Source organism: Sandaracinaceae bacterium, assembly GCA_016706685.1.
Classification (GTDB): domain Bacteria; phylum Myxococcota_A; class Polyangia; order Polyangiales; family Houyiibacteriaceae; genus JADJJE01.
Genome location: JADJJE010000002.1, coordinates 250,372 through 263,302, shown reverse-complemented (window position 1 = coordinate 263,302; position 12,931 = coordinate 250,372). Strand labels below are relative to the sequence as shown.

General features: G+C 70.5%; 13 protein-coding genes. 5 read left to right on the top strand and 8 right to left on the bottom strand.

What is annotated here, in order from left to right; translation table 11 throughout:
* Window positions 1-29: 29 nt before the first annotated feature.
* Entirely contained in the window at window positions 30-641 is a 612-nt protein-coding gene (locus IPI43_04695) for a hypothetical protein (protein ID MBK7773425.1), read from the top strand.
* A 13-nt stretch (window positions 642-654) separates the two neighbouring features.
* Here IPI43_04695 and IPI43_04690 read toward each other — a convergent pair whose 3' ends face one another.
* The 7 genes from IPI43_04690 to IPI43_04660 all read right to left on the bottom strand — a co-directional run bounded on the left by IPI43_04690 (window position 655) and on the right by IPI43_04660 (window position 8,459).
* Window positions 655-1,179, bottom strand: coding sequence for a hypothetical protein (locus IPI43_04690; protein ID MBK7773424.1), 525 nt, complete (start codon window positions 1,177-1,179; stop codon window positions 655-657).
* 65 nt (window positions 1,180-1,244) lie between these two features.
* Window positions 1,245-2,765, bottom strand: coding sequence for an NAD(P)/FAD-dependent oxidoreductase (locus tag IPI43_04685; GenBank protein ID MBK7773423.1), 1,521 nt, complete (start codon window positions 2,763-2,765; stop codon window positions 1,245-1,247).
* A gap of 94 nt (window positions 2,766-2,859) precedes the next feature.
* A complete protein-coding gene (locus IPI43_04680; protein MBK7773422.1) occupies window positions 2,860-4,596 on the bottom strand; it encodes a hypothetical protein in 1,737 nt (578 codons plus the stop codon).
* Window positions 4,596-5,408 (bottom strand): tetratricopeptide repeat protein, encoded by an 813-nt coding sequence (locus tag IPI43_04675; GenBank protein ID MBK7773421.1) that lies wholly within the window; start codon window positions 5,406-5,408, stop codon window positions 4,596-4,598. The genes IPI43_04680 and IPI43_04675 overlap by 1 nt, the downstream gene beginning before the upstream one ends.
* Before the next feature lie 97 nt (window positions 5,409-5,505).
* Window positions 5,506-6,060, bottom strand: a complete 555-nt coding sequence (locus IPI43_04670; GenBank protein MBK7773420.1) for a DUF3341 domain-containing protein — start codon at window positions 6,058-6,060, stop codon at window positions 5,506-5,508.
* 120 nt (window positions 6,061-6,180) lie between these two features.
* Window positions 6,181-7,713 (bottom strand): SBBP repeat-containing protein, encoded by a 1,533-nt coding sequence (locus tag IPI43_04665; GenBank protein ID MBK7773419.1) that lies wholly within the window; start codon window positions 7,711-7,713, stop codon window positions 6,181-6,183.
* On the bottom strand, window positions 7,713-8,459 hold the full coding sequence (locus IPI43_04660; protein MBK7773418.1) for a tetratricopeptide repeat protein: 747 nt from the start codon (window positions 8,457-8,459) through the stop codon (window positions 7,713-7,715). Before IPI43_04660 ends, IPI43_04665 begins: the two co-directional genes overlap by 1 nt.
* A 235-nt stretch (window positions 8,460-8,694) precedes the next feature.
* Between IPI43_04660 and IPI43_04655 the strand changes: the two genes are divergently transcribed.
* From IPI43_04655 to IPI43_04645, 3 genes are read left to right on the top strand one after another with little or no spacing between them, the layout of a single operon-like run.
* Complete coding sequence (locus IPI43_04655; protein MBK7773417.1) at window positions 8,695-9,804, top strand: S-(hydroxymethyl)glutathione dehydrogenase/class III alcohol dehydrogenase; 1,110 nt, start codon at window positions 8,695-8,697, stop codon at window positions 9,802-9,804.
* A 14-nt stretch (window positions 9,805-9,818) separates the two neighbouring features.
* Window positions 9,819-10,649, top strand: coding sequence for an S-formylglutathione hydrolase (gene fghA / locus IPI43_04650; GenBank protein ID MBK7773416.1), 831 nt, complete (start codon window positions 9,819-9,821; stop codon window positions 10,647-10,649).
* Complete coding sequence (locus tag IPI43_04645) at window positions 10,646-11,512, top strand: helix-turn-helix transcriptional regulator (protein ID MBK7773415.1); 867 nt, start codon at window positions 10,646-10,648, stop codon at window positions 11,510-11,512. Before fghA ends, IPI43_04645 begins: the two co-directional genes overlap by 4 nt.
* A 20-nt stretch (window positions 11,513-11,532) precedes the next feature.
* On the opposite strand, the gene IPI43_04640 is transcribed toward IPI43_04645, so the two are convergent.
* On the bottom strand, window positions 11,533-12,324 hold the full coding sequence (locus IPI43_04640) for a Hint domain-containing protein (GenBank protein MBK7773414.1): 792 nt from the start codon (window positions 12,322-12,324) through the stop codon (window positions 11,533-11,535).
* Window positions 12,325-12,459: 135 nt separating this feature from the next.
* On the opposite strand from IPI43_04640, the gene IPI43_04635 reads away from it, so the two are divergent.
* Complete coding sequence (locus IPI43_04635) at window positions 12,460-12,906, top strand: VOC family protein (GenBank protein MBK7773413.1); 447 nt, start codon at window positions 12,460-12,462, stop codon at window positions 12,904-12,906.
* The last annotated feature ends 25 nt before the right edge of the window (window positions 12,907-12,931 follow it).

Below are 12,931 nucleotides of genomic sequence, written 5' to 3'. Positions count from 1 at the left end.
GGTGTATCTTGAGCGCCATGCTCTCCCGGATGTTCTCTTCACGTGGCCTCCTGCTGGTGTGCGCGCTGTTGCTCGCGACGGCGCCCGCGGTCGCGCTGGCGGATGTGCCGGCGGGCTCGCCGCCCGGCCGCCAGAGCCCCCCTGCGGGGCCGTCCACCAGCACCGCCCCGGCCGCAGACCCTGATCCCGCCGCGGCCACGCGCAACGAGTCCATCATCGCGCGCATCCTCGCCGGCATCTCACGTGTGGGCCCGGGCGTCGCCACCATGAGCCGCGAGTCCCGCGACCTGATCCTGTCGAACCTGGCCATCCTCGCGCGCTCTGCTCGCGCCGTGCCGGCGAACGACAACGGCGCCATCGGCTTCCGGCTGCACGGCATCCGCCCCAGCAGCGTGCTGGCTGCCCTCGGGCTCCGGAACGGCGACCTGCTGAAGAGCATCAACGGCAGGCCCACCACCACGCCCCAGGAGGTGCTCGCCGCCTACTCGGGGCTGCGTGGCGCAAGCTCGTGGGCGCTCAGCATCAACCGGCGCGGCACCGAGATGACGCTGGTCGTCCGGGTGGTCGACGGCGCTCCCAGTGGCGCAACGCCGCCCGCGACGACGACCCCGACCAGCAGCTCGCGTCCCAGCGCGCCCTGACGGCACACTGCGCTCAGGACCAGCGGCCCTCGAACACGCAGGCTTCGGCGCCACGGCACCGACAGCGGCTGTGGGAGCCGCGTACGTCCTTGGCCCCCACCAGCTCGAACATGCGCATGACGTAGGCCTCGAGGTACAGGCAGAAGAGCTCGTCGGTGGGCTCGACCTCACGCAGCTCACCACGCGCCGAGGTGCCGCCCTCGCCGCGCGTGACGGTCCACGTGCCTGCCTCGTAGAAGCGGCTCCAGTAGTCGCCGGCCTTCTCCAGCACGAACGCCGGGTTGGCCATCCGCAGGAAGAGCCGGTGCACGAGCGTGAGGTCCTGGTCGGCCTCGTAGCGTCCGATCACCCGCGCCAGCTCGCCGTCCCCCGCCCCCAACGTGCGGTCGATGGTGCGCAGCAGGAGGTGCTGCGTGGCCAGCGGATACCAGGCCACCGGGAGCACCGCGCGCACGGAGGCGGCTTCTTCGGGGCCCAACGCGCCCAGCACTCGCTCCCAGCCTGCGTCGCCGTGATGGCGCACGACGAAGGTGCGCATGTGGTGCATGTTGGAACCCTTGGCGAGCATTGCCGTGAGGGTACCCCAGCTGACGTGCTGCGCGCTCAGTTCACGGTCAGTGGGCGGCTCTTGGCGCGCGGCGCAGACTCGGTCGTGGCCGTGGCCGTCTTCTTCGACCGCTTCGAGAAGCGCAGGTGCTGGTCGTCCAGGCGGTCGAAGCGCAGCGCCTTCAAGTCGGTCCGGTAGCTCTGCGGCAGCTGCCAGGGTGAGTCCACGCCCTGGCGCGGCAGCTTGTCCTTGGCGCGCGCCACGTAGCCCGAGGCCATCTCCAGCATGGGCCGCACGCCCACGTGAGCGCCCGGGTTGCGCGCCATCACCTGCTGCGCGCCGCGCTCGTCCATGGCGTTCAGCAGGCGGCACACGTACTCGGCCACCAGGTCGGCGCGCAGGGTCCACGACGCGTTGGTGTAGCCCACCGTCAGCGACAGGTTGGGCACGTCCGCGAACATGACGCCCTTGTAAGTAAGGGCTTCGTTCATGGCCTTCGGCACGCCGTCCACGTCGATGCCCATGCCGCCGAAGAGGCGCATCTCGAGCCCGGTGGCCGTGATGATGATGTCGGCCTCGAGGGTCTGCCCCGACTTCAGCAACACACCCTGCTCGGTGAAGCGCTCGATGTGGTCGGTGACCACCGAGACCTTGCCCTCGCGGATGCACTTGAACATGTCGCCGTTGGGCACGGCACACAGGCGCTCGTCCCACGGCATGTAGCGCGGCGTGAAGTGCTTCATGTCCAGCTTGCCGTCCAGCTGGTGGCGCACGCCGGCCAGCAAGAGGCGCCGCGACAGCTCGGGGCTACGCTTGCTGATCTGGTACACGGCCGCCTGCGCGCCGAAGAACGCTGCACGCGCCGCGTGGTGCACCACCTTGTCGGGCAAGAAGCGGCGCAGCAGGGGCGACACGCGGTCCTCGCGCGGCATGGTCAGCACATACGTGGGCGAGCGCTGCAGCATGGTGATGTGCGCGGCCTTGTCGGCCATGGAGGGCACCAGCGTGACGGCGGTGGCGCCCGAGCCGATGACCACCACGCGCTTGCCGGTGTAGTGGAGGTCCTCGGGCCAGGCCTGCGGGTGGATGATCTGCCCCTTGAAGCTCTCGCGCCCCTTGAACTCGGGCGTGTAGCCGCCGTCGTAGCTGTAGTAGCCCGAACACATCATCAGAAAGCTGCAGGTGAGCGTGGCCGTCTGGCCGTCGCTGCGCGTGGCCGTCACCGTCCAGCGGGCCTCTTCGCTGGACCACGAGGCGTGCGTGACCTTGTGCCCGAAGCGGATGTGGTCGGTGATGCCGTTCTCGCGCGCGGTCTCTTCGATGTACTCGCGGATGAGCGTGCCGTCGGCGATGGTCTGCGTGTTCTTCCAGGGCTTGAACTTGTACCCCAGCGTGTACATGTCCGTGTCCGAGCGCACGCCCGGGTAGCGGAACAGGTCCCACGTGCCGCCCATGCGCTCGCGACCCTCCAGCAACGCAAACGTCTTGCTCGGGCACTTGTCGCGCAGGTGCCACGCGGCCCCCACGCCCGAGAGGCCGGCGCCGATGATGAGGACGTCCACGTGTTCGCTGGTCATGGGGGTTCCTTTCGAGCTACCCCACGAGGATGCCCTCGGCCGGCGCGCAGGCCCAGGTCCGTGCCGGCCAAGTTCTGGTCGTTTCGGGCCAGGACTACAGGGAGACCTGGTTCTGCTGCACGCCAACACCGCCCGGATTCCCACCGGTGCACGAGGGTCCGGCGCTGCCCCCGGCTCCGATGGTGAACATCACAGTGCCGTCGATCCCAACGACGCTGCCACTCGAGAGGATGCCCAGCGAGGGACCTCCTGCGCCGCCGCCGCCGCAACCGCCCTGCCCGCCTGCCCCGCCGGGGCCGCCGTCGCCGCCACGGCCGCCACGGACTCTGTCCAGGGCGGCCGTGCCGCAAGCCGCGTCGAGCCCTGCGTAGGTGAAGCCTGACCCCCCGTCGCCGCCCGGGCCGCCGCCACTCCCGGTGCCGCCCACTTCGCCTCGGCCGCCGGCCCCACCACCTTCAGTCACCAGCGTCACCGACCGCAGCGTCACCGTCGAGTTCACGGACGTGAGCGCGATGGAAGCGCCCCCCGGGCCCCCGGGCTCCCCGCCACCGCCGCCGCCGCCCGGCAAGCCCCCTTCGCCGCCGCCGCCACCCGAGCTGCTGATGTCATTGCCCAACTCGTTGATGTTGTTGCACTGCGAGTTGCCGCCACCACCGCCGCCGCCGCCCTGGTGGCCAGGCCTGCCCATGTCTCCAGGCCCTGCTCCCGCGGCGGGCACCCACGCGCCGTCTACGGAGAGCGTGCCTGCGGCGGCCACCCCGCCTGCCCCGTGTGCACCAGGGGCGCCAGCACAACCGGGCTCACCGTTGTCGCCGTCAGCGCTGCTCGTCGAGTTGATGATGTCGCATGAGCAGGTGAAGACCGGGCGGCCGCCCGCGTCTCCCCCGCCCCCGCAGCTCGTCCCCGTCACGTCGGAAGGGGCCCCGTTCTGGGGATCGGCGGTCTGGTCGGGTGCCGAGCCGTTTCCGCCTGCGCTGGCCCCGCCACCGCCGCCCGAGCCGCGGACATACCGTGAGGAGCCGTCCCCGCCGTCGTCGCCGACCGCGCCCGTCGTGGTGTTCGGGGTGCCTGGCGAGCCCGCCACCCCGTCGCCACCTCGGCCCGCCGTGATGGTGAGGTTCCGCAGCGTGGTCGCCGGCGAGCCCACCACAGTCACGGTGCGCGTGGTCCGGTTGGCGGCCGTCGCAAAGTCCACCGAGTCGACGGTCACCTCGGCCGCATCGATGAGCAGCGCGCTCTCCTCGGTCGACGTCACGACGCTGCGAGACGTCCCACGCGCGGTGAAGTCAGTGGTGTAGCCACCCACGAGCGTGAGGAGACCGTCGCCGGCCTCGACCTGGTATGCCGAGCTCGTCGCGTAAGCCCCCTCGGCGAGGAGCAGGGTCACGTCGATGCTGGTGGCGATGCGTGAGTTGGCCACGACGAACGCGCGCGCCAGGTCCACGGCCGCCGCGGGCGAGTCGCCGTTGCCCGTCATCAGCCCGTCGTGGCGCACGTAGACGAAGCCCGTGGACCCGAGCACACCGTCCACACCGTCGCAGTTCGCGTCGACCGCGGCGAGGTCGGCCGGGTCGGCCGCAGTGCACAGGCTGCCGTCGCCGGTGACGTCGGCGTCGCCACCACCACCTTGGTCAGTCCCCCCATCAGGGACATTGCCCGGAGTGCGGTAGCAGAGGCCGTCGGCGCGGCATGCCCAGTTGGGTGGGCAGTCGGCCGCGACCGTGGCGGACGTGCAGCTGAAGCGCCCCTCGGGGATGCTGGGCGAGCAGCCTGCGTGGAACAGCGTGAGCAACCCAGCGGCCGCGATGAGTGAAAAGCGATCGAACTGCATCAGAACGTCCCCCAACCGACCACGCCGGCCGTACCACGATCTACCCAGGCCGACACACCCGAGTCGCCGTCCGCGCTCGCGTCGTCGTCCGAGCCGCCCGTCACGGCCAGCACCACGCCGGTGACGGCGGCGGCGACGCCCACGCCCACCAGCGCGAAGCCGATGGCCTGCCGTCGCGGGGCACGGTCGTACGCGCCCGACACGCTGGACCAGTCGGAGCCCTGCGGCGCGTCCGTCACGGTGCCGGCATCCTTGAACCCCAGCCCCACGAAGACGGCCCCCAGAACCGCCACGCCGCCGCCGGCGCCCACCATGACCCAAGGCACCACCGAGGCGCCCGAGTCGTCGGACGCGCCCGAGGCTGACCCCGCCTCATCTTGTTCTGGCTCGGCGTCGGGCTCCTCGTCTGGCGTCGTTTCCGGGCGCGCGGCGCGCTCCGCAATGGCGGCTTGGAGGATCTCGATGCGCGCCTGGACGGCCGCGCGGTTGGGCGCCTCGGGCACCTCCTGCAGGTACTGTTCGAACGCGGCGAGGGCCACGTCGTCCTGACGGACGCGCTCGGCGGCGCTGCCGATGTTGTAGAGCAGCGCGGGACGCGAGCTGAGCTCGTAGGCGCGCTGAAAGTACTCTAGGGCGGACTGGAAGCGGCCCTCGTTGTAGGCGATCTCGCCCGCCGAGTAGAGCGCCCGCGCCTCGTCATCACTTCCCTGCGCACTCGCGGCCGGGGCGAGCCCGAGAGCCGCCATCACCAGCACCGCGAAGACCAGACCACCCCACCAAGCCACCCTACCGGGAGCCACCGCATGCGTCACAGTCCGTACCTCTCGTCTGAGCCCCAAAGTCGCGCCACCAAGCGGATCCCAGCACGGGATCACAAGAGGATTACGATGGCGGTAGAACGAGCTGACGTCAAGACTGTGAGGCAATACGCGTGACTTGATCGGGGGACGAAACGCGCGAATCCACGTTGGAGCCGATGTGCTCGGCGCTGGCGGCCTCGTAGATGCGCTCCGCGCGCTTCTGCTCTTCACGGTTCGCCGTGTGCACCGAGATGAGCAGGTGTCCGCTGGCGACCCGCTGTTCGTAGCTCTGGGCTTGGTCCTCGGGGACGCCCATGCCGATGAGCGCGCCCGCGACGCCGAGCACCGCGGCGCCGGCCGCACCCCCGCTGAGCGCCGACAAGATGGGCCCCGCGGCGAGGAAGGGCCCCGCGCCTGGGATGAAGAGCGCGCCCAGGCCCACCAAGAAGCCGAAGGCCCCGCCCACGATGCCGCCCGCGCTCGCGCCCGCCAGCGCGCCCTCGGGCGCCTTGGTGCTGTTCTCGTCGGCGAACTCGGTGGTGGCCGATGGCTCGGGGAAGAGCACCGAGATGTCTTGGCGAGCGAAGCCGGCGCTCGCCAGCTGGCCCACGATGAGCTCGGCCTGGGCCCAGCTCGGAACGATACACATGACGGCGTTCTTCATGGAGCCACACCGAAGCAAGTTGCGAGCCACCACCGCGGTGCTTGCCTGTACCACCCGCCAAGGCGCGCGCGTGGCCAACCCATCAACCTGATAGAGCCCGGGAGCACGCGACGACCGCGCTCAGAGAGGCAGGGCCATCACGAACGCGTCCTGGTTGCCAGCGCTCGTCTCCGTCGGGAGCGTCCCCTTGGTGGTCCCCCCGAGCAGCAGGGCCCCGAGCGCCGAGATGTGCACGCCCATCCCCGTGTCGTCGTCCGAGGTGCCGTAGCTGCGTGTCCAGATGGCCGCCCCGGAGGCCGGGGTGAGGCGCCGCACGAACGCGTCGGTGCCGCCCAAGTGCGTGGCAGGCGGGAGCGCGGCCTTCGTGAATCCGACCACGTACACGTCGCCGTTCGCACCGAGGGCGACGCCCGTCGCGAAGTCATCGTCGTTCTCGCCGAATTGGTGTGCCCACGAGCGCGCGCCATTCGTGCGGTAGGCCTGGACGAACCCGTCGGCGCCACCGGCGTGGGTGTTCGAGGGCAACGCGCCGCGGACGGTTCCTGCCGCGTACAGCGTGGCGCCGTCGGCGCTCACCACCAGCGCGCTCAGCGTATCCTCGAACTCGTCGGTCGATGAAGGCCCGAACTGCCGCGTCCACGAGACGTCGCCGCTCGCGTCGAGCATGCGGAGGAAGAGCGGACCGCTACCAGTGCTGGGTCCACCGCCGAACGACTTGCCCGCGCTGCCGCCGAGGTAGACGTTCCCGCTCGCGTCCGCTGCGACGGCGCTCGCGTACTCGCGCGAGTCTTCGGGGCTGCCTCCGTCGGAGTTCGTGGTGACCTGCCGAGTCCACAGCTCCGTGCCCGAGGTGCTGTACTTCCGCACAAAGGCGTCGGAAGTACCGGTGGCGCTGTCCCCGCTGAGCTCACCCGCGAGGTACACATTGCCACTCGGGTCCACGGCGATGGCGTTGATCACGACCTCGTCGTCACCGAAGGCGAGCGTCCGGCTCCAGAGTTCGGCCCCCGTGGGACCGAGCTTCACGAGATGCTCGGTGGGGTTTCCCGACCCATGCGGTGAGCGATACGCGACGTACACGTTGCCGGCCGCGTCCAGCCCCGCGCCCGTGGCGTGATCCTGCCCGGAGCCGCCGTACTGACGCGTCCAGGAGATGGCGCCCGAGCTGGTGTAGCGGCGGACGTAGACGTCCGCGTCACCGTAGCCCTGGCTGGCATCCGCGAGCCGGTCGGCCACCAACCCCACCACGACCACGTCGCCCGACGCGCTCGACACGACGGCACACACGGTGTCATCGGCGTTCGTCCCGAACTGGCTCGTCCACGGAAAGGTGGGACCAACGACCCCCGTGTCCAGCGTCCCCGTGTCCAGCGCTCCCATGTCCAACGTCCCCGTGTCGACGAGCCCCGTGTCCAGCACCCCCGTGTCCGACACACCGATGTCCGCCGTCCCCGTGTCGACGACGTCCGCATCCAGCGTCGAGGAGCTCGAGTAGCAGCGGGACGAGCGGCAGGTGAGCGCCCGCGGGCAGTCGTCGTCCACGGCACAGGCGATGCGCCCCTCGGGGATCTCTGGCAGGCATGCCGTGAGCGGCAGCAGGAGCGGAAGCAGCCCGAAGAGCGCACCCGAACGCATCAGGTTTTCGAAAGTCATCAGAAGCTCCCCGAGGCCACGACGCCTGCCGAGTGTTGGTCGACCCAGCCCGTGACCTGGGTGGCGTCCGAGGCGGGGGCCTCGGACGGTGAGTTGCGGCTGCCCCTGATGGCGAGCACCACGCCCGTGACCACCGCCACGGTGCCCACCCCGAGCAGCGCGAAGCCCGCCATCTGCCGGCGTGGAGCGCGCTCGTATTCGTCGGCCACGGCGGCCCAAGGGGTGCCGTCCGGCAGGTCGCGCACCGTCGCCGCGTCGGCGAAGCCCAGCCCCGTGAACACGGCGCCGAGCGCCACGGCCGCGGCGCCCACGCCCACGACGATCCACGGCCCGGCGCCCGTCGGCTCATCCGTCTCGAGAGAGGGCTCAGGCTGCCCGTAGAGCGCCTGTCGCAGAAGCACGATGCGCGCGGCCACCACCCGGCGGTTCGGCGCGTCCGGGAGCTCCTGCAGGTACTGCTCGTAGGCCTCGAGCGCGAGCGTGTCGCGGCTGAGCCTCTCGGCCGAGGCGCCGATGTTGAAGAGCAGGATCGGCCGCGGGCTCAGCTCGTAGGCGCGCTGGAAGTGCACGAGCGCATACTCGTAGCGCCCCTCGCTGAACGCGATCTCTCCGGCCGAGTAGAGCGCCCGGGCCTCGTCATCGCGGCGCTGCGCGTGGGCCGTCGCCGGCACGGCGAGCGCGAGCAGCACGCCCAACAGGAGCACACCGGGCAGAGGGGAGGTCGGTTCGTTGTTGGCCAGGGTCATCACACACACCTGCGTGAGCCCTCGAGCAATAAGCGAGCCACCTCGGCGGACGCCTGCCCCAGCGCGTCGAAGTCCTGGCCCTGTAGCGCAACGTGGCGCGGCCACGTCAAATTGATGGGTCGGGATCCGCGCGATCGGCGGTTTCGAGCGCACGCACCAACGCGTGCCTTCCAGGCCCCGACGCAGTACCCTCGCGGCTCGCTCCACCCCCCCTGAACGCCCCCACGAGGACCGCATGAAGAGTCGCGCCGCTGTTGCCTTTGCCGCTGGAAAACCCCTCGAGATCGTCGAGATCGACGTGGCCCCGCCACAGCGCGGGGAGGTGCTGGTCAAGATCACCCACACCGGCGTGTGCCACACCGACGCGTTCACGCTGAGCGGCGACGACCCGGAGGGCCTGTTCCCCGCCATCCTGGGCCACGAAGGCGGCGGCATCGTGGTGGAGGTGGGCGAAGGCGTCACGAGCCTGGCGAAGGGCGACCGTGTCATCCCGCTCTACACAGCCGAGTGCCGCGAGTGCAAGTTCTGCAAGTCGGGCAAGACCAACCTGTGCCAGGCCGTGCGCGCCACACAGGGCAAGGGCCTCATGCCGGACGGCACGTCGCGCTTCTCCTACCAGGGCAAGCCCATCTTCCACTACATGGGCTGCAGCACGTTCAGCGAGTACACGGTGGTGGCCGAGGTCTCGCTGGCCAAGATCCACGACAACGCGCCGCTCGAGAAGGTGTGCCTCCTGGGCTGTGGCGTGACCACGGGCATCGGCGCGGTGCACAACACCGCGAAGGTGAAGGCCGGCGACAGCGTGGCGGTGTTCGGCCTGGGCGGCATCGGGCTCGCGGTGGTGGTGGGTGCCAAGCAGGCGAACGCGGGGCGCATCGTGGCCGTGGACACCAACCCCGGGAAGTTCGAGCTGGCCAAGCAGCTGGGCGCCACCGACTGCATCAACCCGAAGGACCACAGCAAGCCCATCCAGGAGGTCATCGTGGAGCTGACCGACGGCGGCGTGGACTTCAGCTTCGAGTGCATCGGCAACGTGGACGTCATGCGCGCCGCGCTCGAGTGCTGCCACAAGGGCTGGGGCGAGAGCGTCATCATCGGCGTGGCGGGCGCGGGCCAGGAGATCAAGACGCGGCCCTTCCAGCTGGTCACGGGGCGCGTCTGGCGCGGCACGGCGTTCGGCGGCGTGCGCGGCCGCACGGAGCTGCCCGGCATGGTGGAGCAGGCCATGAGCGGCGAGTTGGACCTCGACCCGTTCATCACCCACACGTTGCCGCTCGAGAAGATCAACGAAGCCTTCGACCTGATGCACGAAGGCAAGTCCATCCGCACGGTCATCCACTTCTGAAGGCAGGAACGCGCATGGAACGCACCGAGACACACGCCCACTTCGGCGGCACCCAAGAGGTCTGGCAGCACGCGTCCACCACGCTCGGGGGTGACGCGCGCGTGGGCGTGTACTTGCCGCCGCAGGCCACAGCGGGGCCGTGCCCGGTGGTGTACTTCCTGAGCGGGCTCACCTGCACCGAGCAGAACGTCATCACCAAAGCAGGCGCGCAGCGCTACGCGGCGGAGCTGGGGCTCATCCTGGTCACGCCGGACACGAGCCCGCGGGGTGCTGGGGTGCCAGACGACGAGGCGTACGATCTCGGCCAGGGCGCGGGCTTCTACCTGAACGCCACGCAGGAGCCCTGGCAGAAGCACTTTCGCATGTTCGACTACGTGACGTTGGAGCTGCCCGCGCTGGTGGACGCGCACTTCCCCACGGCGCCACGGCGGGCGATCATGGGGCACTCCATGGGCGGTCACGGGGCGCTGATCGCGGCGCTCAAGAACCCGGGCATGTACCGCAGCGTGTCGGCCTTTGCGCCCATCGTGGCGCCCACCCAGGTGCCCTGGGGCCACAAGGCTTTCGGCGCCTACCTGGGACCGGACCGCGAGGTCTGGCGTGCGTGGGACACGTGCGAGCTGGTGCAGAACGCCACCGAGCAGCTGCCCATGCTGGTGGACCAGGGCACGGCCGACTCGTTCTTGGACGCGCAGCTGCAGCCCGAGCGGCTGCAGGCCGCGTGTGACCGCGCGGGCTACCCGCTGACGCTGCGCATGCAGGCGAGCTACGACCACAGCTACTACTTCATCGCCACGTTCATCGGCGAGCACCTGGCCTTCCACGCGAAGCACCTGGCCGCGTGATCATCCGCGGGCCCGGCGCTGTGCTCCGGCCCTTCGTTCGCCTGCTGTGGGCGAGCGAGCCCGGGGAGGCAGCCGGCGCCGAGAGCGGTCCGCTCTGCTGGGAGCGCATGCTGCCGAGCGGCCTCGCGCACGTGGTGCTGCGGCTGTCGGGCCCTCCGCTGCAGCTGCTGCCCGCCACGAGCGCTTCCGGGGTGCAGCTCATCCGCAGCGGCGTGGTGGGGGGCCCGCGCTCGGGCGCCTACATCAAGCAGGTGGCCGACGCAGAGACGGTGGGCGCGGAGCTCTGCGCCGGCGCCACGCTGGCCCTGCTGGGCGTACCGGGGCGCCAGCTGGCCGAGACGCACACGCCCCTCGATGACCTGCTGGGAGGTGTCACCCAGGCGTGGTGCGACGAGCTACGCGCGCTGCCGAGCGCGGCCCAGCGCCTGCAGCGGTTCGAGGCGCTGCTAATGAGCCGGCTGCGCGAGCGGGCCCTGCACCCGGCGGTGCGCCACGCCCTTGCGCGGTTCTCGGCGCCCCACGCGGCCAGCGTGAGCGAGGTGGTGGCCGAGTCCGGCTACAGCCACCGGCGCTTCCTCACGCTCTTCGAGGAGGCCACCGGCATCGCGCCCAAGCGCTTCACCCGCGTGCTCCGCTTTCGCCGCACGCTCGAGGCGTTCCAGCGGGGCGAAGTCGGCCGCGAGGGCCTGGGCGCGCTGGCCGCCGCGCTGGGCTACGCTGACCAGGCGCACCTCACGCGCGAGTTCCGCGAGCACGCGGGCATCACCCCTGCGCGGTACCAGAAGGTGCAGCCCGAGCAGGTCTTCCACCTGCCGTTGAGCGAGGCGCCCGAGTTCACTGGGGTGCCGATCGACTCACGGTAGTCGCCCTACCACCCAGGGGTTCATCCACCATCAGCGCCAGCGTCGTGTCCAGGGTGACCGGGGCCGCCATCGTCAGGCCCGCCGTCCGTGGTGCCGCCGTCGCCGGCGTCTGCCGCGCTGGTTCCGACATCGTGTGTCCCTGCGTCTCGCGAGAGTGATTGATAGTCCCAGATGCACGCGTACGCGCGCTCTTGCGTAGGCGCACACTCGCCGACGATGACCGTCGAGTCATCGCAGTCGCGCTCCCAGGGGACCCCGTCACCGTCGCGGTCGTGTCCCTCACAGGGTGCCGGGTAGTCGCTGCAATCCGGACAAGGAGGGCTCTTGTTGTGGACCAAGAGGTCGTCGGCGAAGTACGTCTGCGGGCCGCTGATCGAGAGGTTCCAGACGTCTGCTGTCCACAGGAGAGGAGCGATGGCGATGACGCGCGTCTCCTCTCCCACCGCGACCGGCCCGGCATCGAAGCCGTGGAGGCGAGCGCCTTCGGACAGGGCGAGGGCCGGCACGAAGCCAGCGCGCTCCGTGAAGTAGGGGTGCTCCGAGGTCGTATGCGTCACGCCTCGGTCGGAGACGAGACGCAGCAGGGGCCGGTCGCGGTGATGAAAGGTCTGGAGGACGCGCTCGGCCACGACCCCGCGTTCCGGGTCGAAGGCGAGCACGGCGTCACCGACGCGCAGCGATTCGATGGTCCGCGTGCCTCCGGGGACCCGGACCCGCGTTCCCGCGGCGAAGCAGCTGCAGCCCGTAGCACCGAGCCCCAGGGCGGCGAGCAGGGCGGCATACGTACGGGAGGGAAAGCGAAAAGCGTTCACGAGCGACCTCTGGCACAGAGTGGCACGGGGCCATGCGTGTTGGTGGGCATGTCGTCGGTGTGGAGCAATGACCGTGCCGCACCGAGTTCAATTTCCTTCAAGACGCCTGAGCGCAGGCGCGGCAGAGTGGTCGTCATGTCCACTCAAGCGCTCTACCCCTACATGCGCGTCAGCAACGCGAGCGACGCGATCTCCTTCTACACCCGCGTCTTCGCCGCCCGCGAGGACTTCCGCCTGGTGGAGCCCAGCGGCCGCGTGGGCCACGCCGAGCTGAACTTCGGCGGCACCGTGCTGATGCTGTGCGACCCATTCCCGGAGATGGGCTATCTGGCCCCGGACCAGAGCCCGGGCGCAGCGCGTGCCACGGTCTCCATCCACCTCCACGTGGACGACGCGGACGCCATGATCGCGAAGGCCGTGGAAGCCGGTGCCACGCTCCTGCGCGAGCCCACGGACGCGTTCTACGGCGAGCGCTCCGGCACGGTGCGGTGCCCCTTCGGACACGAGTGGATGATTGGCCACTCCATCGAAGAGGTGACGCCGGCCGAGATGCAACGGCGCTACGACGCGCTCTTCGCCTGAGGTGCGGCGGCCCGTGGGCTCACCC